This is a genomic window from Roseicyclus amphidinii, from assembly GCF_030163755.1.
Classification (GTDB): Bacteria; Pseudomonadota; Alphaproteobacteria; order Rhodobacterales; family Rhodobacteraceae; genus Roseicyclus; species Roseicyclus amphidinii.
In genome coordinates, this window is sequence record NZ_JASJOE010000031.1 from 24600 (window position 1) to 43244 (window position 18645).

Annotated in this window: 19 protein-coding genes; 13 read left to right on the forward strand and 6 right to left on the reverse strand. The window is 68.9% G+C overall.

The window, feature by feature from the left end; genetic code table 11:
• Positions 1 to 30: 30 nt before the first annotated feature.
• The gene (locus QQK83_RS11540) at positions 31 to 933 is read right to left on the reverse strand and encodes a hydrogen peroxide-inducible genes activator (RefSeq protein WP_284264365.1); all 903 of its coding nucleotides are present in this window, start codon (positions 931 to 933) and stop codon (positions 31 to 33) included.
• 299 nt (positions 934 to 1232) lie between these two features.
• On the reverse strand, positions 1233 to 2153 hold the full coding sequence (locus tag QQK83_RS11545) for a hydrogen peroxide-inducible genes activator (protein WP_284264368.1): 921 nt from the start codon (positions 2151 to 2153) through the stop codon (positions 1233 to 1235).
• 101 nt (positions 2154 to 2254) lie between these two features.
• Here QQK83_RS11545 and QQK83_RS11550 point away from each other — a divergent pair, with 101 nt between their 5' ends.
• From QQK83_RS11550 to mnhG, 8 genes are read left to right on the forward strand one after another with little or no spacing between them, the layout of a single operon-like run.
• Positions 2255 to 2671, forward strand: a complete 417-nt coding sequence (locus QQK83_RS11550; protein WP_284264369.1) for a universal stress protein — start codon at positions 2255 to 2257, stop codon at positions 2669 to 2671.
• A 46-nt stretch (positions 2672 to 2717) separates the two neighbouring features.
• Entirely contained in the window at positions 2718 to 5033 is a 2316-nt protein-coding gene (locus QQK83_RS11555) for a putative monovalent cation/H+ antiporter subunit A (protein WP_284264370.1), read from the forward strand.
• The gene (locus QQK83_RS11560; protein WP_284264371.1) at positions 5030 to 5461 is read left to right on the forward strand and encodes a Na+/H+ antiporter subunit B; all 432 of its coding nucleotides are present in this window, start codon (positions 5030 to 5032) and stop codon (positions 5459 to 5461) included. The genes QQK83_RS11555 and QQK83_RS11560 overlap by 4 nt, the downstream gene beginning before the upstream one ends.
• Positions 5461 to 5823, forward strand: a complete 363-nt coding sequence (locus tag QQK83_RS11565) for a Na+/H+ antiporter subunit C (RefSeq protein ID WP_284264373.1) — start codon at positions 5461 to 5463, stop codon at positions 5821 to 5823. The genes QQK83_RS11560 and QQK83_RS11565 overlap by 1 nt, the downstream gene beginning before the upstream one ends.
• On the forward strand, positions 5820 to 7364 hold the full coding sequence (locus QQK83_RS11570; RefSeq protein WP_284264374.1) for a Na+/H+ antiporter subunit D: 1545 nt from the start codon (positions 5820 to 5822) through the stop codon (positions 7362 to 7364). The genes QQK83_RS11565 and QQK83_RS11570 overlap by 4 nt, the downstream gene beginning before the upstream one ends.
• Complete coding sequence (locus tag QQK83_RS11575) at positions 7361 to 7840, forward strand: Na+/H+ antiporter subunit E (protein WP_284264375.1); 480 nt, start codon at positions 7361 to 7363, stop codon at positions 7838 to 7840. Before QQK83_RS11570 ends, QQK83_RS11575 begins: the two co-directional genes overlap by 4 nt.
• 4 nt (positions 7841 to 7844) lie before the next feature.
• On the forward strand, positions 7845 to 8171 hold the full coding sequence (locus tag QQK83_RS11580; protein ID WP_284264376.1) for an MrpF/PhaF family protein: 327 nt from the start codon (positions 7845 to 7847) through the stop codon (positions 8169 to 8171).
• The gene (gene mnhG / locus QQK83_RS11585; protein ID WP_284264377.1) at positions 8164 to 8493 is read left to right on the forward strand and encodes a monovalent cation/H(+) antiporter subunit G; all 330 of its coding nucleotides are present in this window, start codon (positions 8164 to 8166) and stop codon (positions 8491 to 8493) included. The genes QQK83_RS11580 and mnhG overlap by 8 nt, the downstream gene beginning before the upstream one ends.
• Before the next feature lie 15 nt (positions 8494 to 8508).
• Here the strand turns inward: mnhG and QQK83_RS11590 are convergent, their stop codons facing one another.
• The 3 genes from QQK83_RS11590 to QQK83_RS11600 are packed head-to-tail and all read right to left on the reverse strand — an operon-like array spanning position 8509 to position 12593.
• Positions 8509 to 9315: a metallophosphoesterase family protein gene (locus tag QQK83_RS11590; RefSeq protein WP_284264378.1), complete on the reverse strand. Its 807-nt coding sequence runs from the start codon at positions 9313 to 9315 to the stop codon at positions 8509 to 8511.
• Positions 9316 to 9375: 60 nt separating this feature from the next.
• The gene (locus QQK83_RS11595; protein ID WP_284264379.1) at positions 9376 to 11901 is read right to left on the reverse strand and encodes an ABC transporter permease; all 2526 of its coding nucleotides are present in this window, start codon (positions 11899 to 11901) and stop codon (positions 9376 to 9378) included.
• On the reverse strand, positions 11898 to 12593 hold the full coding sequence (locus QQK83_RS11600; RefSeq protein ID WP_284264381.1) for an ABC transporter ATP-binding protein: 696 nt from the start codon (positions 12591 to 12593) through the stop codon (positions 11898 to 11900). Before QQK83_RS11600 ends, QQK83_RS11595 begins: the two co-directional genes overlap by 4 nt.
• Positions 12594 to 12672: 79 nt before the next feature.
• Here QQK83_RS11600 and QQK83_RS11605 point away from each other — a divergent pair, with 79 nt between their 5' ends.
• Positions 12673 to 13287 (forward strand): arylesterase, encoded by a 615-nt coding sequence (locus QQK83_RS11605; RefSeq protein WP_284264392.1) that lies wholly within the window; start codon positions 12673 to 12675, stop codon positions 13285 to 13287.
• Here the strand turns inward: QQK83_RS11605 and QQK83_RS11610 are convergent.
• The gene (locus QQK83_RS11610; RefSeq protein WP_284264383.1) at positions 13262 to 14032 is read right to left on the reverse strand and encodes a DeoR/GlpR family DNA-binding transcription regulator; all 771 of its coding nucleotides are present in this window, start codon (positions 14030 to 14032) and stop codon (positions 13262 to 13264) included. The genes QQK83_RS11605 and QQK83_RS11610 overlap by 26 nt on opposite strands.
• A 104-nt stretch (positions 14033 to 14136) precedes the next feature.
• Between QQK83_RS11610 and glpD the strand changes: the two genes are divergently transcribed.
• The 4 genes from glpD to QQK83_RS11630 form a co-directional block, all read left to right on the forward strand.
• Positions 14137 to 15705 (forward strand): glycerol-3-phosphate dehydrogenase, encoded by a 1569-nt coding sequence (glpD, locus tag QQK83_RS11615; protein WP_284264384.1) that lies wholly within the window; start codon positions 14137 to 14139, stop codon positions 15703 to 15705.
• Positions 15706 to 15791: 86 nt separating this feature from the next.
• Positions 15792 to 17279: a glycerol kinase GlpK gene (gene glpK / locus QQK83_RS11620; protein WP_284264386.1), complete on the forward strand. Its 1488-nt coding sequence runs from the start codon at positions 15792 to 15794 to the stop codon at positions 17277 to 17279.
• Positions 17276 to 18127: a carbon-nitrogen hydrolase family protein gene (locus QQK83_RS11625; protein WP_284264388.1), complete on the forward strand. Its 852-nt coding sequence runs from the start codon at positions 17276 to 17278 to the stop codon at positions 18125 to 18127. Before glpK ends, QQK83_RS11625 begins: the two co-directional genes overlap by 4 nt.
• A gap of 165 nt (positions 18128 to 18292) precedes the next feature.
• On the forward strand, positions 18293 to 18645 hold a 353-nt coding region (locus QQK83_RS11630), incomplete at its 3' end, for a tetratricopeptide repeat protein (RefSeq protein WP_284264390.1).

Sequence of the window (18645 nt, forward strand, 5' to 3'; positions counted from 1 at the left end):
ATGGCCAAGCCGGGCGTCAATGCCGCAGGTTCACCCCTCGATCACGAGGTGCGGAAAGCGCCCTGCCGTGGCGCGGATCGCGGCGGCCAGCCGTTCATAAGCCGGCCCGGCACCCGAGGCCGTGCGCCACACGAAGCCGACGGAGCGCGCGAAGCGGCGGCCGCGGAACGGCCGTATGGCCACGTCGCGCGCGCGGCCCGCGATCTCGCTTTCCACGTAGAGCGCCGGAAGAAAGGTCAGGCCCATCCCCATCGCCACCATCTGCCGCAACGCATCGAGCGAGGTGCCTTCGTATTCCCGTGACAGGTCGGCCCCGGTCTCGGCGCAGACGGCGGAAATCAGGTCGTAGAGGGCATAGGCGGGCGACAGCGACAGGATGGTCTGCCCGGTCAGGTCGTCGTTGCTGAGCATCTCGCGCGCGGTCAGCGGGTGATCCACCGGCAGGGCGACCGACAGCGGCTCGCGGAACAGCCGCGCGGTGGACAGGGTCGCGCCCGACACGGGAAGCTGCGTCAGGATCAGGTCATGCACGCCGTCATGCAGCTCGCGCAGCAGGTCGCGCGGCACCGCCTCGCGGATGTAGAGCCGCAGGTCGGGATGCGTCTCGCGCAGGTCGGCGACCACATGCGGCATCAGGTAGGGCCCCAGCGTCGCCGAGGTGCCCAGCCGGATGGTGCCGCCAAGCCCGGATGTCAGCGTCACCGACAGGTCGAGAATGCCTTGTGTGGCGTCGAGGATCTCGCGCGCGCGGCGCGTCACCTCGCGCCCGGCCAGCGTCAGCCGCACCGGGCCGCGCCCGCGCTCGACGAGGGTCAGGCCCAGCGTCTCCTCCAGCGTCTTGATTTGAACCGACAGCGAAGGCTGCGAGATGCCGCAACTTTCCGCGGCCTCGCGGAAATGCTGCGTTTCCTCGAGCGCGATTAGGTATCGCATCTGCCGCAGGGTGATCGGTGGGACGCTGTTGGCCATGGCGCGAGATTAGCTTTTTCCAATCGAACTTCAATACAAGACTGTATTTTCCCTATGCAAGTCCTGCGCTAACTCTCCACGTGTCAACAGACAGGATAACGGGACGTGGGCACGCGCGGACCGTTGTCGGAGGGGTCGCAAAGCTGGTGGTTGTCCCTTCCAGCGTTCACGGACCTTGCGGACCCTCCATTCCGGGTGCATCCCTTCGGCCCCTGCCGTCAGCCGGGGGGATGCATCCGGACCTTTGGTTCCCCCGACCCGGCTCAGTCGATCACCGTCACCTCGGGGGCGGTGCGCCGCAGGATGCCGCGCAGGATCTGCGCAAGCTCCATGTGTTCGGTGGCGCGGGCCGCGCGTTTGCGCCAGACCATGCCGACGGTGCGGAACGGCTGCGGCCCGGCCAGCGGCCGCGCCGTGACAAGGCGGTTGGGCTGAACCTCGGACCGCACGTAGAGCGCGGGCAGCAGCGACAGACCCAGACCCATGCCGACCATCTGCCGGATCGTGTCGAGCGACGTGGCGCCGTAATCCAGGCTGATCTCGGCGCCGGTGTCCTCGCAGATCTGGCGCACCTGTTCATGCAGTTTGTGCCCCGGTTCCAGCGACAGAATCGTCTCGCCCTTCAACCGGTCGCGCGGCACCGCGTCGAGTGCTGCAAGGGGGTGGTCGTTCGCCGCCACCGCCAGCAGCGGCTCGCGGAACAGGCGCGCGGTCTCGAGCTCGTGACCCCGCACGGGCAGGGGCACGAACAGCATGTCGAGGGTTCCATCGTCGAGCCGCGCCAACAGGTCCGCCGCGGCCCCTTCGCGCACGTAAAGCCGCAGGTCGGGGTGCGAGGCGTGCAGATCGGGGATGACCAGCGGCAGGAAGTAGGACCCCAGCGAGGCGACGACACCGACGCGAACGGTCCCGCCCAGCGGTTGCCGCCCGCGATGCGCGAGGTCCATGATCTCGTCGACCTCGCGCAGGATGCGCCGGGCCCGCGTTGCGATGTCATGACCTTCGGGTGTCATGATGACCCGCGACCTGGATCGTTCGACCAGCATGAGCCCCAGTTTTTCCTCCAGCGCCGACAGCTGCGCTGAGAGGGTGGGCTGGGTCACATGCGCCCGCTCGGCCGCGCGACGGAAGTGCAGCGTTTCATCGAGCAGGGCGAGATATCTGAGTTGCTGAAGCGTCGGCATGAGGCTTTTCTTATAGACAACTTCTATCAATATCCAGTTTCGTTTCGATTGGACCTATGTCGTCTCGCCCCCTATCTCGCCTGCCAACACGGGTGAGGTGGATGACGGCATTCAATTCCATACTGGCGGTGCAGGGGGCGGGGACGGCGCAGGATGCCGTCGTGGCCGAGGCCGTGCGCCTCGCGCAGGCTAATGGTGCCGCCCTGACCGTCGTTGATGTGATCGAGCGGCACGGCACCAGTGCTGACGACCTTGCCATGCGTCGCGCACGGCTTGCCGAAGCTGCCGAGACAGCGCGGCAGGCCGGGCTGGACGCAAGCGAGGCCGTCTTGCACGGCGATGCGGCGGTCGAGGTGATCCGCATGGTGCTGCGCGAGGGGCATGATCTGGTCGTCGCGCTCACCGGTCCGGTGGCCGAGGGATTGGTTCGGGATTGTCCGTGTCCGGTGCTGGTGGTGAAGCCGGCCGGCTTCTCGACACCGGTCACGCTGCATGATGCGGATGCGACAAGCACATAACGAAACGCCATGGCGATGACGGCCTAACAACAGAGGGACCAAAGGGGTGGCGAAATCAAGCGCAGAGGTGCCGCGGGTCTACGGTGGCCCGGCGGGTTGGATCTCGGTGGCGATACCCGCCGCGATCTTTGTCTGGATGCTGCAATATGTCGGCCCGGTCTCGGCCGGGAACACGGTGCTGCTGGCGCTCGACTGGGTGCCGTCGATGGACATCCGGCTGTCCGTGCTGATCGATGGGCTGTCGCTGACCTTTGCGCTGCTGATCTCGGGGATCGGGGCGCTGGTGACGCTCTATTCGACGAAATACCTGGGCACCCACCCCGAATACCCGCGCTTCGTGCTGTTCCTGATGATGTTCATGGTGGGCATGCTGGGCCTTGTCCTGTCGGACAACCTGATCGCGCTCTTCGTGTTCTGGGAGATCACGACGATCTCCTCCTACCTCCTGATCGGCTTCTCCTCGGACGAGGCGAAATCGCGCCGCTCGGCGCTGCAGGCGCTGTTGGTCACCGGCACCGGGGGCCTTGCGCTGCTGGCGGGCATGATCCTTCTGGGCAACGTGGCGGGCAGCTTCGAGCTGTCGGTCATCCTGCAACAGGGCGACATGATCCGCGCACACCCGCTTTACGTGCCCATCGTGATCCTGTTCCTTGCCGGTGCCTTCACCAAGTCGGCGCAGTTCCCGTTCCATTTCTGGCTGCCCAACGCCATGGCCGCGCCCACGCCCGTGTCGGCCTACCTGCATTCTGCCACGATGGTGAAGGCGGGCGTCTACCTGATGGCGCGGGTCAACCCGGCGCTCGGCGACAGCGAGCTGTGGTTCTGGACGCTGGTCATCGCGGGCGGCTTCACCACCGTCTTCGCCTCGATCCTTGCGGTGCGGCAGACCGACATCAAGCAGGTGCTGGCCTATACCACGCTGATGGCGCTGGGCGCGCTGACGCTCTTCATCGGCACCGGCTCGCCCGATGCGATCAAGGGGATGATGGCGTTCCTCGTCGTCCACTCGCTCTACAAGGCGGCGCTCTTCCTGATGATCGGGATCGTCGATCACGAGACCGGCACGCGCGAGGCCGACCGTCTGCGCGGCCTTGGCCGCAAGATGCCGCTGACCTTCCTCGGCGGCGCGCTGGCCGCGATCTCGATGGCGGGCATTCCGCCCTTCGTGGGCTTCATCGGCAAGGAGTTCCTCTACAAGGCGGGCCTCGGCCACGAGCAGGCGACCATCTGGATCACCGGCACGATCTTCGCGGCCTCGGTGCTGATGTTCGTCGCCGCCGGTATCGCGGTGCTGCGCCCCTTCACGGGCAAGCTCGCCGATGCCGACACGCCCCAGACCCCGCATGAAGGGCCCTGGGCGATGTGGATCGGGCCGATCATCCTTGGCGTGTTCTCGCTGGGCTTCGGCCTGTTTCCCGATACGGTCGAGGCCTGGCTGGTCGCGCCCGGCACCTGGGCGGTGTATGGCGACTACGACTATACCGTCGATCTCTACCTCTTCCGCGAGGTGAACGCGGCCTTCCTGCTGTCGCTGGCCACCTTCGCCACCGGTGCGCTGCTCTACACGGTCCACCGGCCCATGCGCGCCTGGCTCGGCCGGGTGATGGAGGCGAACCCGATCAAGTTCGATCCGGGCTGGGACCGCGTGCTCGACGGGCTGAAGGCGCTGGCCGCGTGGCAGACCGGCATCCTGCAATCGGGCGTGTTGCAACGCTACATCTTCACCATCTTCGCCACGCTCGCCATCGGCGTGGGGGCCACGATGTATCTCAAGGACGTCCTGAATTTCCGTGTCGACTGGGCGGGCGAGTTCGACGGGCTGCTGTTCAAGCACTGGGCCGTGCTCGTGTTCATCACCGCCGGCGCGATCCTGACCGCGATCACCCAAAGCCGGATGACCGCCATCGCCGCGCTGGGCGTGGTGGGCATCGGCGTCGCGCTGATCTTCATCATGTTCTCCGCGCCCGACGTGGCGATCACGCAGCTTCTGGTGGAAACGCTGGTCGTGGTGCTGGTCGCCGTGGCCATGCTGAAACTGCCGCATCTGGGTCTTGCCAAGGATCGCAAGCGGCGGCCCCTCCATGCCGCGCTTGCGGGCGTCGTGGGCGTGCTGGTCACGCTGGTGATGGTCGCCGTCCTGCAGGGCGACATCGACCGCCGCATCACCGATTATTTCGAGGTCGCCAGCTGGCCCGAGGCCTACGGGCGCAACATCGTCAACGTGATCCTCGTCGACTTCCGCGCCATCGACACCTTCGGCGAGATCGCCGTGGTCGTGATCGCGGCGCTCTCGGCCTATGCGCTGCTGCGCGGCACGCGCTACGGCAACACCGATGACGAGATCGAGGAGGGCCGGAAATGAACAACTCCATCATCCTCGTGGCCGCGACGCGGCTTCTGACCTCGCTTCTGCTGCTGTTCTCGATCTTCATGCTTCTGCGTGGTCACAACCTGCCCGGCGGCGGCTTCATCGGCGGGCTGATCGGGGCCACCGGCTTCGTGCTCTATGCCATCGCGCAGGGGGCCGAGGCCACGCGCCGCACGCTCCGCTACGAGCCGCAGAACATCGCCATGGTCGGCCTCGGCATCGCGCTGGCCGCGGGGGTCTTCGCCGCCTTCTTCGGCGAAGCCTTCTTTACCGGGCAATGGTGGTTCGCGGGCGCCGACCCCGCCGACCCCGATGACAAGGGCCTGCCGATCAGTTCGGTCCTCGTCTTCGACATCGGGGTCTATCTCGTGGTCTTCGGGTCGATCCTGACCCTTGTTCTCGCGCTGGAGGAGGAAGTCTGATGGAGATCCTTGTCGCCATCATGGTCGGCGTCCTCGTCGCGGCCTCGGTCTACCTGATGCTGGCGCGCAACGTGCTGCGCTTTCTCTTCGGGCTGATCCTGATCTCGAACGCGGCCAACCTGATCATCTTCGCCTCGGGCCGCCTGACGGCCGAGGCGCCGCCGCTGATCCCCGAGGGCGCGGACGCGCCGCTGGGGACCGTCGCCAACGCGCTGCCGCAGGCGCTGGTTCTGACCGCGATCGTGATCGGCTTCGGCCTGTTCGCCTTCGCGCTGACGCTGGTCTACCGGACCTACCAGAACCTCGGCACCCTGAATTCCGACGAGATGCGTCTCGCCGAGCCCGAGGAGGGCGGCAAATGAGCTGGGTTCTCGCAAGCCCCATCATCATCCCCTTCGCCACGGCGGTGCTGGCCTTCCTGTTCCGCGCAGGCCCCGAGGGGCGGTGGCTGTCGGTCATCGGTTCGGCGGGCCTTTTGGTCGCGTCCATCATCCTGATGGTCGACGTGCTCGACCAGGGCGTGATCGCGGCCCAGATGGGCGAATGGGCGGCGCCCTTCGGCATCACGCTGGTGGCAGACCTGTTGTCGGCGGTGATGGTCGTCATCACCGGGATCACCGGGCTGGCCGTCGCGGTCTACGCGCTGTCGGACATCGACACCAAGAAAGAGGCGCTGGGGTATCACGCGCTGTTCCAGGTGCTGCTTGCCGGGGTCTGCGGGGCGTTCCTGACCGGCGACCTCTTCAACCTCTATGTCTGGTTCGAGGTCATGCTGATCTCGTCCTTCGGGCTGCTGATCCTCGGCGGGCGCAAGGTGCAGCTTGACGGCGGGATCAAGTACGTGACGCTGAACCTCGTCTCGACGATCCTGTTCCTGTCGGGCGTCGGCCTGCTCTACGGCATGACCGGAACGCTCAACATGGCCGACCTGCACGGCGCCGTGCAGGAGGTCGAGAACGAGGGCCTGCTCGTTCTGATCGCCATTCTCTTCATGATCGCCTTCGGGGTGAAGGCCGCGGTCTTCCCGCTCTTCTTCTGGCTGCCGGCGAGCTACCACACGCCCGCGATCGCGGTCTCGGCCATATTCGCGGGGCTGTTGACCAAGGTCGGCGTCTACGCGCTGATCCGGACCTTCACCCTGATCTTCACGACCGACATCGCCTATACCCACACGATCCTTCTGTGGGTGGCGGGCTTCACCATGGTGACGGGCGTCCTGGGGGCGGCGGCGATGAACGACATCCGGCGCATCCTGTCGTTCCACATCGTCAGCCAGATCGGCTACATGATCCTCGGCCTTGCGCTGTTCACGCCGCTCGCCATCGTCGGCGCGGTCTTCTACCTGGTGCACCACATCATCGTGAAGGCGAACCTGTTCCTCGTCGCGGGCGTGGCGCAGCGGATCGCGGGGTCGACCGACCTCGACCGGATCGGCGGGCTTTATCGGTATGCGCCGTTCCTGGGTTTGTTGTTCCTGATCCCGGCCTTTTCGCTGGCGGGCTTCCCGCCGCTCTCGGGGTTCTGGGCGAAATACGTGCTGGTCAAGGCCTCGCTGGACGCCGGGGCCTGGTGGATCGCCGCGGTGGCGCTGGTCGTGGGGCTTCTGACGATCTACTCGATGACGAAGATCTGGGGCTATGCCTTCTGGAAGCCGCACCCCGAGGGCGTCGAGCCGCGGCTGTCGCGCCTCGAGGGCAAGGACCGCGCGGCGCTCCTGACGCCCATCGCGGCGCTGGCGGTGCTGACCTGCATCATCGGCTTCTTCCCCGAACCCTTCGTTCAATTCGCCGAACGCTCGGCCGCGCAGCTTCTCGACCCGTCGGACTATGTCGCCGCCGTGCTGGGCGCGACGGCCGAGACCGAAGCGCCCACGGGCCTTGCCCTGATGGAGGTGACGGAATGATCAACGTCTTCGCGCTCAACATCCTGCTGGCGCTCGCCTGGGCGGCGCTGACCGGCAACATCACGCTGGGCGGTCTCGCGGTGGGCTTCGTGATCGGCTCGGGTTGCCTCTGGCTCACGCGGTCGCTGTTTCCGGGATGCGAAAGCTATTTCCGCCGGGCGACGAAATGGGCCAAGCTGATCGTGCTGTTCCTTTACGAGCTGGTCGTCTCGTCGCTGCAGGTGGTCTGGGACGTGCTGACCCCGCAGCACAAGGCCCGGCCCGGCATCATCTCGGTGCCGCTCACCGTGCGGCGCGAGATGGATGTGCTGCTGGTGACGAACCTGATCACGTTGACGCCGGGCACCCTCAGCCTGGACGTGACCGAGGATGGCGAAACGCTCTACATCCACGCCATGTTCGCCGATGACCCCGACGAGATCCGGCGGCAGATCAAGGACGGGATGGAGCGTTGGGTCATCGAGGCGACGGAGTAGGGACATGGATATTCTCGGCACGGCAATCGACATCTCTTTCGTTCTCGTGATGCTGGGCGTGGCCTTCGCCTTCATCCGGTTGATCCTCGGTCCCAGCCTGCCCGACCGGGTGGTGGCGCTGGACATGATGACGGTTCTCATCGTCAGCTTCTGCGGGCTCTACGCGATGCTTTCGGACGACACGGCCTTCATCGACGTGGCCATCGTGCTGGCGCTGGTCGGCTTCCTCGCCACCGTCGCGCTTGCCCGCTACGTCGAGCGGCGCAACACGACGGTAACGCGCGACACCAAGCAAGAGACACCGGCGGCGGAGGGCGAAAGCAATGGCTGAATGGATCATGGCGGCCATGGTGCTGCTGGGCGGTTTCTTCTGTTTCGTGGCGGGGCTTGGCGTCTTGCGCCTGCCGGACGTGCTGATCCGGATGCATGCCTCGACCAAGGCGGGCACGCTGGGCTCGGGGCTGATCCTGGGCGCGGGGGCGATCTATTTCGCGGACGCCGCGACGATCACGCGGGCACTTGCCGCGATCCTGTTCCTGCTGGTGACGGCCCCGGTGGCCGCGCACATGATCGGGCGCGCGGCCTTCCGCAAGGGCGTGCCCCTGTGGCAGACCCGGATCGAGGACGGGGCCGAGGAAAAGCTGAACCGCTGAGGCGCCCGCCCCGGTTCAGGTCTGAAGAAAGGCGTGGCTGCCGTCGGGCTTGATGGCGACGGCGGTCAGCTTGCCGGTGGACCAGGCCGCGGTATCAAGCGCGATCCGCCCCTCGGCAAAGACCGGCCTGTCCCGCTCGACATGGCCATGGGCGATCCACGCGTCATCGCCGCGGATCGCGCTGTCGAACTCGGGGTGGCCCCACAGCAGAACCCGTGGGGTCTGGTCCGCCATCCCGCGCGCCGGGTCGGCGCCCGCATGCACCGCCCAGAGATTGCCCGAGTGCCAGCTGAGCGGCAGCCCGTTCAGCCAGTCGCGTCCCTCCGCGCCAAGCGCCTCGGCCAGCCGTGCGGCGGCGCTGATCCAGGCGTCGGGCTCCGGCGCGGGGCCCAGCAGCGGGTCGCTGCGGATGCCGAAGCTGTCCAGCGTCGCCGCCCCGCCCTCGCGCAGCCAGCGCGGGCCGCGCAAGGCCGGGTCGGCCAGCACGTCGAGCAGCATCCGCTCGTGATTGCCCATCAGGCAGGCGACGTTCTCGGGGAAATCGCGGGTCAGCTCGCGCAACCGGGTCAGCACCCCCGCGCTGTCGGGGCCGCGGTCGATGTAGTCGCCCACGAAAACCAGCTTGGGATCGGCGCTGCCGGTGCCGCCGATATGCGCGTCGATCAGTTCGAGCATCAGCTCGAGCAGGTCGGCGCGCCCGTGCAGGTCGCCCACGATATAGCACGTGCTCTGCGGGCGCGGCAGATCCTCGTGCCTCGGCCCCCCCTCGGGGGGCAGGTCGGCGGCACGACGGCCGAAGAGGGAACGAAACGGGCGCAACATGCGCTGCAGGTGCGCCCTTCGCTGCCGATTGGCAAGGGTGCCCGCTGCGTCCTGCCTGCGTCAGTCGCGCGCGCGCAACACGCGGGCGGGGCGCGTGGCCAGCGGCCGCCACGCAAAGGCAAGCCCCGCGAGCAGCGTGGCCAGCGCCCCGCCCAGCACGATGGCAATCGCGGACACGGGCTCGAAGCGATAGGACGTGTCCATCACGAAGGTCATCACCGCCCAGCCCCCCAGCGCGCCCGCCAGGATCGCCACCGCCCCCGCCGCTGCGCCAAGAAAGGCGGAGCGGAGCGCGAAGCTCAACAGGATGCGCCCGCGCGTGGCGCCCAGCGTCTTCAGCACCGCCGCTTCGAAGACGCGCCCCCGCTCGCCCGCCGCCGCCGCGCCGATCAGCACGATGAACCCCGTCACCAGCGTCGCCCCCGCCCCGTAGGAGGTCGCGGCGGCAAGGCTGCGCAACGCCTCGGCCACGCGGTCGAGCGCGTCGCGCACGCGGATCGCGGTGATGTTGGGCGCGGCCCCGGCCACGTCGCGCAGGATGGCGGCCTCGGCCGCCTCCTCGGCGTAGACGGTGGCGATATGGGTGTGCGGTGCGCCCGCCAGCGCGTTGGGCGACATGGTCACGACGAAGCCGATCCCCGCGTTCTCGAAGCTCACCTCGCGGAGCGCGGCGATCTCGGCCTCGATGTCGCGGCCGAGGATGTTGACGGTGATCGTGTCGCCGACGCCGATGCCGATCTCCATCGCCTCTTCGGCGGCGAAGGCCATCAGCGGCGGGCCGCTGTAGTCGTCGGGCCACCATGTGCCCGCGACGATCTCCTCGGCGGGCGGGGCGGTGGTGGTGTATGTCACGCCCCGGTCGCCCTGGATCACCCAGTGATCGCCCGCCACCTCCTGCGCGCGCGCGCCGTTAATCCGCGTGATGATGCCGCGCAGCATCGGCGCGGTGTCCACCCGGCTGACGGCAGGGTCGGTGGTGACGCGGTCGAGGAAGGGCTGCAGCTGGTCGGGCTGGATATCGACGAAGAAATACGACGGCGCGACCTCAGGCAGGTCACGCTGGATCGCGGCGCGCAGGTTGCTGTCGATCTGCCCGACCGACGCCAGAACGGCCAGCCCGAGGCCGAGCGACAGGACGACGCTCGTAGCCTCCGACCCCGGCCCGCCGACCGCGCCAAGCGCCGTGCGCAGCGCGGTGCGCCCGCGGACGGCTTTCGACCGCGCCAACCGGCGCGCCAGCGCTCGGATGCCGCGCGCCGCCAGCGCCAGCAGCAGAAGCGCGCCAAGGATGCCGCCCGCCGTTCCAAGCGCCAGCCGTTCGATCCCCGACAGCCATGTCGCGGCCCCCACCAGCGTTGCCGCCAGCGCGAGGGTCAAACCCACCCAGATGGGCCGCGGCCATGCCCTCACCGGCCCCGAGGCATCGCGGAACAGCGCCGCCGCGCGCACCTGTTCGGTGCGGGCGAGCGGCCAGAGCGTGAAGATCAGCGCGGTCAACGCACCGTAAAGCGCAGCCTCGGCCAATGGGCCGGGGTAGACCGCGAAGGCGATGGGCACCGGCAGTTGCGCGGCGATCAGCGGGGCGAAGACGAAGGGCAGGGCGGCCCCGAGGGCCAGGCCCATGGCCAGCCCTACCAGCGTCAACAGCCCCACCTGCGCGAAATAGGCAGCGAAGATCGTCCGCCCCTCGGCCCCCAGCGTCTTGAGCGTGGCGATGGTCTCGACCTTGCCGTCGAGATAGGCGCGCACGGCGGCCGAGACGCCGACACCGCCCACGGCGAGCCCGGCCAGCCCCACCAGCACGAGGAAGGCCCCGATCCGGTCGACGAATTCCTGCACGCCCGGCGCGCCGTTGCGGCTGTCGCGCCAGCGCATGCCGGTGTCCTCGAAACGCGCGCGCGCGTCCTCGGCCAGCGCGGCAAGCTCCGCCCTCTCGGGCAGGGCAAGGCGATACTGGCTGTCGTAAAGCGTGCCGGGCGCAAGCAGGCCCGAGCCCTCCAGCCCCTCCAGCGTCACGATGGTCCGCGGGCCCAGGCCGAAGCCGCCCGACGCCCCGTCCGGTTCGGTGACAAGTGCCGCGCGCAGCTCGAAGTCCTGCGTGCCGAGGCGGAAGGTGTCACCCACCGCAAGCGCCAGCCGGTCGATCAACAGCTGGTCCATGACCGCGCCGGGGCGGTCCGTGGTGGCCAGCGCCTCCTCCAAGGGAATGGCGGGGTCCAGCGCGACCGTGCCGTAAAGCGGATAGGCCCCGTCGACGCCGCGCACCTGCGTCAGTCCGCGTTCGGGGGTCTCGCCGCGGTCGACCACGACCATCGAGCGGAAATCGACCGTCTCGGAGACGCGCAGCGCGGTGGCCTCCATCCACGCCCGCTCGACCTCGGAGGCGAAGCGATAGGTAAAGGACATCTCGGCATCCCCGCCGAGGATCACCGCCCCCTCGCGCGTCAGCCCCGACTGGATCGCCTCGCGCACCGATCCGACCGCGGCGATGGCGGCCACGCCAAGCGCAAGGCAGGCAAGGAAGATGCGAAACCCCTTCAGCCCCCCGCGCAATTCCCGCCGCGCGATGCGAAGCGCGACGCTCATTCCGCGGCATCCCTCAGCGCGTCGGCGTCCAGCCGCCCGTCGCGCAGCCGCACCTCGCGGTCGCAACGCGCGGCCAGTTCGGGGGCGTGGGTGACCAGAACCAGCGTCGCCCCGTGCCGGTCGCGCAACCCGAAGAGCATGTCCATGATCGCCTGCCCGTTGGTGCCGTCGAGATTGCCGGTCGGCTCATCGGCCAGAAGGATCGCGGGCCGCGGTGCCGCGGCACGGGCCAGCGCGACGCGCTGCTGCTCGCCGCCCGACATCTGGCTGGGGTAGTGATGCGCGCGGGAGGCGAGGCCCACGGCGGCCAGTTCCGCCTCGGCCCGCTCGAAGGCATCGGCGTGGCCTGCCAGTTCCAGCGGGGTCGCTACGTTTTCCAGCGCCGTCATCGTCGGGATCAGGTGGAAGGATTGGAACACCACCCCCATATTCTCCCTGCGAAAGCGGGCGAGCTGATCCTCGTTCATCGCGGTCAGGTCCTGCCCCAGCGCCCGGACCTCGCCCCCGGTGGCACGTTCCAGCCCGCCCATGAGCATGAGGAGAGACGACTTGCCAGACCCCGACGGCCCCGTAAGCCCCACGGTTTCCCCCTTGCCCACCTGCAGCGTGATGCCGTGCAGGATATCGACGCGGCCGGCGTTGCCATCGAGCGACAGGCGCGCATCGGTCAGGGACAGGACGGGATCGGTCATCACTAAACGCCTCGGTTCACTTCGGTCCTTGGCATATGGGGCCTTGGCCCGCACGGGCAAGGCGCTGGCGCTGGCGCTGATGGTCGCGTCGCCCGCCGCGGCGGAAGAGCTGACCATCGCCGCACTGGGCGACAGCCTGACCCAGGGCTACGGGCTGGTGCAGGACGAGGGGTTCGTCCCGCAGCTTCAGGCGTGGCTGCGCGACCGCGGCCACGAGGTGCGCGTGATCAACGCGGGCGTCTCGGGCGACACCACCGCCGGCGGGCTGGCGCGCGTCGGCTGGACGCTCACGCCCGAGGTGGACGCGATGATCGTGGCGCTTGGCGGCAACGACCTGCTGCGCGGCATCCCGCCCGAAGCGAGCCGGGCGAACCTCGACGGCATCCTGTCCGCGGCAGCCGAGGCCGGGGTGGAAGTGCTGCTGGTGGGCCTGTCTGCGCCGGGCAACTACGGGCCGGAGTTCAAGGCCGCCTTCGACGCGATGTATCCCGAGCTGGCCGAAGCCTACGGCGTTCTCCATGTCGACAGCTTCCTCGGCGCGCTGACCGACGCGGCCGAGGCCGATCCGGCCACCGCCCTTGCCACCTACATGCAACCTGACGGCATCCACCCCAACGCCGCGGGCGTCGCCCTGATCGTCGAGGCGCTCGGCCCCGAGGTCGAGCGCCTCATCGCGCGGGTTCCGCAATCGTGACCCGCGTGCCCGCCTCGGCGCAGAGCTGGCGCAGCGCGGGCGGGGGCGCGGCATCCGTCACCCAACGGTCGAGATCGCGGAGCGAGCCGATCCGCACGGGCGCGGCGCGCTTCAGCTTGCCCTGATCGGCCACCAGCATGGCCGCGCGCGCCTGTGACAGGATCGCGCGGCTGACGCGCACCTCGTCGGGGTCGAAGTCGAGCAAATCGCCCTCGCTGTCCAGCGCCGAGGCGCCGATCACGGCGATATCGACCTTGAATTGCCGGATCGTCTCGACCGCCATGTCGCCGGTCAGCCCGCCATCGGCGCGGCGCAGCCGCCCGCCGGTCAGGATCACCTCGGCGGTCGGATGGGTGCTCATGATCTGCGCCACGTTCAGGTTGTTGGTGACCACCATCAGGTTCGGCGTCTCGGCCAGCGCGCGGGCCACGGCCTCGGTCGTCGTCCCGATGTTCAGGAACAGCGACGCCCCCGCCGGGATCAGCGCGGCGGCCGCGCGGCCGATCGCCTCTTTCGCATCCGCCGACAGGCGGCGGCGTTCCTCGTAGGCGATGTTGGTCACCCCCGAGGGCAGCATCGCGCCGCCATGGGTGCGGGCAAGCAGCCCCGCGTCACACAGCTCGGTCAGGTCGCGGCGGATCGTCTGGACGGTGACGCCGAAGGTCTCGGCAAGCTCTTCCACCGCCACGCGCCCCATCTGGCGGGCGCGGTCGAGGATGTCGGATTGGCGCGGGGTCATGATCATGTGACCGCCTATAGCGAAAAAAACCGAACATGAAAATTGACAAAACGAACATGAGGTGAGAGGCAGAGGGCGTTTTTCAGACCCCGCGAGGGGAAGGAGTCGCCATGGGCGCGCGCTACGACCTTTTCGTGATCGGCGGCGGCATCAACGGCTGCGGCATCGCCCGCGACGCGGCGGGGCGGGGCCTGTCGGTCTGTCTGGCCGAGATGGGCGATCTGGCCGGCGCGACCTCCTCGGCCTCGACCAAGCTGTTCCACGGCGGGCTGCGCTATCTCGAGTTCTTCGAGTTCAACCTGGTCCGCCACGCGCTCGAGGAACGCGAGACGCTTCTGCGCGCGATGCCGCATATCAGCTGGCCCATGCGCTTCGTCCTGCCGCTGTCGCGCGACATGCGCTTCGACAGCACCACGCCGACCTCGCGTCTTCTGACGACATTCATGCCGTGGATGAAGGGGCGCAGGCCCGACTGGCTGATCCGGCTGGGCCTGTTCCTCTATGACAACCTCGGCGGGCGGAAGATCCTGCCGGGCACCAAGGCGCAGGACCTGCGCGGCACGCCCGAGGGCGCGGCGCTTCAGGATCGCTTCACCAAGGCCTACGAGTATTCCGACTGCTGGGTCGAGGATGCCCGCCTTGTCGTGCTGAACGCCCGCGACGCCGAGGAGCGCGGCGCGCGTATCCTGACGCGGACAAGGGTCGTCGCCGCCGAGCGCGCGGGCGATCACTGGCGCATCACGCTGGACCGCGACGGCGCGGAGGAAGTGGTCGAGGCCCGCGCGCTGGTCAACGCGGGCGGGCCTTGGGTGGCCGATATCGTGCAGGGCGTCATCCGGCAGAACAGCCGCGAGAACGTGCGCCTCGTGCGCGGCTCGCATATCGTCGTTCCGCGCGTGGCCGAGCATGACAAGTGCTACTTCTTTCAGGGCTCGGACGGGCGCATCATCTTCGCCATCCCCTACGAGACCGATTTCACGCTGATCGGCACCACCGACGCCGAGCATCACGGCGACCCGCGGGACGCGACCTGCACCGACGCGGAACGCGACTACCTGCTGGCCTTCGCCAACCAGTATTTCCGCAATGCCCTGAGCGCCGAGGACGTGGTCTGGACCTATTCCGGCGTGCGCCCGCTCTACGATGACGGGGCCAAGTCGGCGACGGCGGCGACGCGGGATTACGTGTTGTCTGTCGATGACACCGGCCCGGTGCTGCTCAACGTCTTCGGCGGCAAGATCACCACCTATCGCAAGCTGGCAGAGGATGCGTGGAACAAGCTTTCCCCCGCCTTCCCCGGCACCCGCGGGCATTGGACCGCGGGCGTGCCCCTGCCCGGCGGGGATTTCCCGGTGGAGGGCGTGCAGGCGCTGATCGACGGGCTGCGCGCCGCCTATCCCTTCCTGTCCGAGCGTTGGGCCAAGCGGCTTGTCCGCGCCTACGGGACCGAGGCGGCGTTGATCCTGGACGGGGCGACAACCCCCGAGGATCTCGGCCGCGACTTCGGCGCGACCCTGACCGAGGGCGAACTGCGCTGGCTGATGACGCGCGAATACGCCCGCCGGGCCGAGGATGTCGTCTGGCGCCGCTCCAAGCTGGGCCTGCGCCTGACGCCTGAGCAGATCGAGGGGATCGACGCCTTCATGAAGGCCGAGGCCCCGGCGCTGGCGGCCCAATGACTTCGCCGAGTGACTTGGCCCAATGACTTGCAGGTGCTGCGGCTTGGGATAGGCTGACCGGCAAACGAAAAAGAGGGGAGGGGCCGATGACTCATGTTCTGGCCATCGATCAGGGCACCACGTCGACACGCGCGATCCTGTTCGGCGCGGACCTGTCGCCGGGGGCAAGCGCGCAACAGGAATTCACCCAGCATTACCCGGCGTCGGGCTGGGTCGAGCATGACGCGGGCGAGATCTGGGACAGCGTCCTCGCCACCTGCCGCGCCGCGATGGACAAGGGCGGTGTGACCGCCGCCGATATCGCCGCCATCGGCATCACCAACCAGCGCGAGACCGTGGTGGTCTGGGACAAGGCGACCGGCACGCCCGTGCATAACGCCATCGTCTGGCAGGACCGCCGCACCGCCGCCCATTGCGCCGCGCTGAAGGCCGAGGGGCACGAGGCGATGGTGCAGGAGAAGACAGGCCTTCTGCTCGACCCGTATTTCTCGGGCTCCAAGCTCGCGTGGTTGCTCGACAACGTGGACGGCTTGCGCGCGCGGGCCGAGGCGGGCGAGGTCGCCTTCGGCACCGTTGACAGCTGGCTGATCTGGAACATGACCGGCGGCGCGGCCCATGTCACCGACGCGACCAACGCCGCGCGCACGCTGCTCTACAACATCCGCGAGGGGCGCTGGGATGCCGAGATCTGCGATCTTCTGCGCATCCCGATGGGCATGCTGCCCGAGGTCAGGGATTGCGCCGCCGAGTTCGGCACGACCGATCCGGCGCTTTTCGGCGGGGCGATCCCCATTCTGGGCGTCGCGGGCGACCAGCAGGCGGCGACGCTGGGGCAGGCCTGTTTCGCGCCGGGGATGCTGAAATCGACCTACGGCACCGGGTGCTTCGCGCTTCTGAACACGGGCGATACGTTGGTCCGCTCGCAGAACCGGATGCTCGGCACCATCGCCTACCAGTTCGACGGCAAGCCCACCTATGCGCTGGAGGGGTCCATCTTCATCGCGGGCGCCGTGGTGCAATGGCTGCGCGACGGGCTGAAGATCATCGAGGACGCCGCCGAAAGCGGCCCGCTGGCCGAGGCCGCGGACCCCGCGCAGCAGCTTTACCTCGTGCCGGCCTTCACTGGGCTTGGCGCGCCCTACTGGGACCCGGACTGCCGCGGGGCGATCCATGGCCTCGTGCGCAACTCCGGCCCCGCCGAGTTCGCGCGCGCGGCGCTGGAAAGCGTCGGCTACCAGACGCGCGACCTGGTCGAGGCGATGACCGCCGACTGGCAGGGCGCGGGTGGCGGCAACGTCAGGGTGGACGGCGGGATGAGCGCGTCGGACTGGACGATGCAGTTCCTCGCCGACATCCTCGGCGCGCCGGTGGACCGGCCCGAGGTGCTGGAGACGACGGCGCTGGGGGCGGCCTGGGTCGCGGGGATGCGTGCGGGCGTCTATCCCGATGCCGAGGGCTTTGCCCGCACATGGGCGCTGGACCGGACCTTCGAGCCGCGGATGGACGAGGCCGCGCGCGCGGCGCGCTACGCGGGCTGGAAGGATGCGGTCGCGCGCACCCTGAGCCGGTCATGAGCGCCGCCAGCCTGCGCGTGGCGCTGGCGCAAATGTGCTCGGGCGACACGCATAAGGCCAATATTTCAAGCGTTTCTGCGCTTGCGCGGCAGGCCGCCGATGAGGGGGCGGAGCTTTTGGCGCTGCCGGAGGTGGCGGGGTTGATGAACCGTGATCCGGAGACCTCGCGGCAGCAGGTCGTCGGGGCGGACACCGATCCGTTCATCGCCGCTTGCCGCGACCTCGCGGCGAAGCATGGGCTTTGGCTGCACACCGGCTCAACCCCGGTTCTGGGGCCGGACGGGCGGTTCCTGAACCATTCCACGCTGATCGACGCCGCGGGCGGGATCGTGGCGGAGTATGACAAGATCCACCTCTTCGACGTGGCGCTCGAGGGGCAGGCGCCCATCGGCGAGTCCAAGCGCTTCGCCCCCGGCGACCGCGCCGTGCTGGCGCGGACGCCCTGGGGGCTGTTCGGCCTGTCGATCTGCTATGACCTTAGATTTCCTTACCTTTATCGCGCCTATGCGCAGGCGGGGGCGGTGCTGATGTTCATCCCCTCGGCCTTTACCGTGCCCACGGGCCGCGCGCATTGGGAGGTGCTTCTGCGTGCCCGCGCGATCGAGACGGGGGCCTTCGTGATGGCCGCCGCGCAGGCGGGTCAACATGCCGACGGGCGGGTGACCTACGGGCATGGGCTGGCCGTCGGGCCATGGGGCGAGGTGCTGGCCGACATGGGCGAGGACGCGCCGTCGCTGCGGGTACTCGACCTCGACCTGTCCGCCGTGGAGCGCGCCCGCGCGCAGGTTCCGGCGTGGAACGTCACCCGCGCGCCGAGAGTCGAGGTCTTGCCGCCGCCGCCCGGCTGAGTGGCCCGAACTGGCCCCGCGCGGGGCGTGCACATCCCGTGCACACTCCGTACACACCCCGTGCATACGCCGTGCCGATGCGCCGTCATTGCCAAGCCGCGGCCCGCGGTCCTATCGTCGGGGCCGGTAACGGTGCGACAACGGGCGGGCAGATCCCTGGCGGCCTTGGACGAGGAGAGCTTTGCAGACCGGGTGCGCGCGCTGGCCGCGCAGCTCGAGGGCATGGGCGACGCGCCGGGCTGGATCACCCCGCTGCGCGTCGGTCTGGCCGGCGCGCTGGCCGAGCAATCCGCGCCGGATGACCTGGCCCACGCGGTCACGCTTCTTGCCCGCGTGCTCGACACCGACCCGACCCATGAGCGGGCCCGGAACGGGCTGGTGGAGGCGCTGCACCGGCTTGGCCGGACCGCCGAGGCGGTCGAGGCCGGGCGCGAGGGGCTGCGCCATCTGCCCGGCAACCTGCGCCTGCTGGCCCGGACCGCGCAGGCCTTGCGCGACCACGAGGGGCCGGGCGTTGC

Coding starts and splice junctions, on each gene's coding strand:
- QQK83_RS11540 (WP_284264365.1), bottom strand. CDS start 933: ATGCGATACCTAATCGCGCTCGAGGAAACGCAGCATTTCCGCGAGGCC.
- QQK83_RS11545 (WP_284264368.1), bottom strand. CDS start 2,153: ATGCCGACGCTTCAGCAACTCAGATATCTCGCCCTGCTCGATGAAACG.
- QQK83_RS11550 (WP_284264369.1), top strand. CDS start 2,255: ATGACGGCATTCAATTCCATACTGGCGGTGCAGGGGGCGGGGACGGCG.
- QQK83_RS11560 (WP_284264371.1), top strand. CDS start 5,030: ATGAACAACTCCATCATCCTCGTGGCCGCGACGCGGCTTCTGACCTCG.
- QQK83_RS11565 (WP_284264373.1), top strand. CDS start 5,461: ATGGAGATCCTTGTCGCCATCATGGTCGGCGTCCTCGTCGCGGCCTCG.
- QQK83_RS11570 (WP_284264374.1), top strand. CDS start 5,820: ATGAGCTGGGTTCTCGCAAGCCCCATCATCATCCCCTTCGCCACGGCG.
- QQK83_RS11575 (WP_284264375.1), top strand. CDS start 7,361: ATGATCAACGTCTTCGCGCTCAACATCCTGCTGGCGCTCGCCTGGGCG.
- QQK83_RS11580 (WP_284264376.1), top strand. CDS start 7,845: ATGGATATTCTCGGCACGGCAATCGACATCTCTTTCGTTCTCGTGATG.
- mnhG (WP_284264377.1), top strand. CDS start 8,164: ATGGCTGAATGGATCATGGCGGCCATGGTGCTGCTGGGCGGTTTCTTC.
- QQK83_RS11590 (WP_284264378.1), bottom strand. CDS start 9,315: ATGTTGCGCCCGTTTCGTTCCCTCTTCGGCCGTCGTGCCGCCGACCTG.
- QQK83_RS11595 (WP_284264379.1), bottom strand. CDS start 11,901: ATGAGCGTCGCGCTTCGCATCGCGCGGCGGGAATTGCGCGGGGGGCTG.
- QQK83_RS11600 (WP_284264381.1), bottom strand. CDS start 12,593: ATGACCGATCCCGTCCTGTCCCTGACCGATGCGCGCCTGTCGCTCGAT.
- QQK83_RS11605 (WP_284264392.1), top strand. CDS start 12,673: ATGGTCGCGTCGCCCGCCGCGGCGGAAGAGCTGACCATCGCCGCACTG.
- QQK83_RS11610 (WP_284264383.1), bottom strand. CDS start 14,032: ATGATCATGACCCCGCGCCAATCCGACATCCTCGACCGCGCCCGCCAG.
- glpD (WP_284264384.1), top strand. CDS start 14,137: ATGGGCGCGCGCTACGACCTTTTCGTGATCGGCGGCGGCATCAACGGC.
- glpK (WP_284264386.1), top strand. CDS start 15,792: ATGACTCATGTTCTGGCCATCGATCAGGGCACCACGTCGACACGCGCG.
- QQK83_RS11625 (WP_284264388.1), top strand. CDS start 17,276: ATGAGCGCCGCCAGCCTGCGCGTGGCGCTGGCGCAAATGTGCTCGGGC.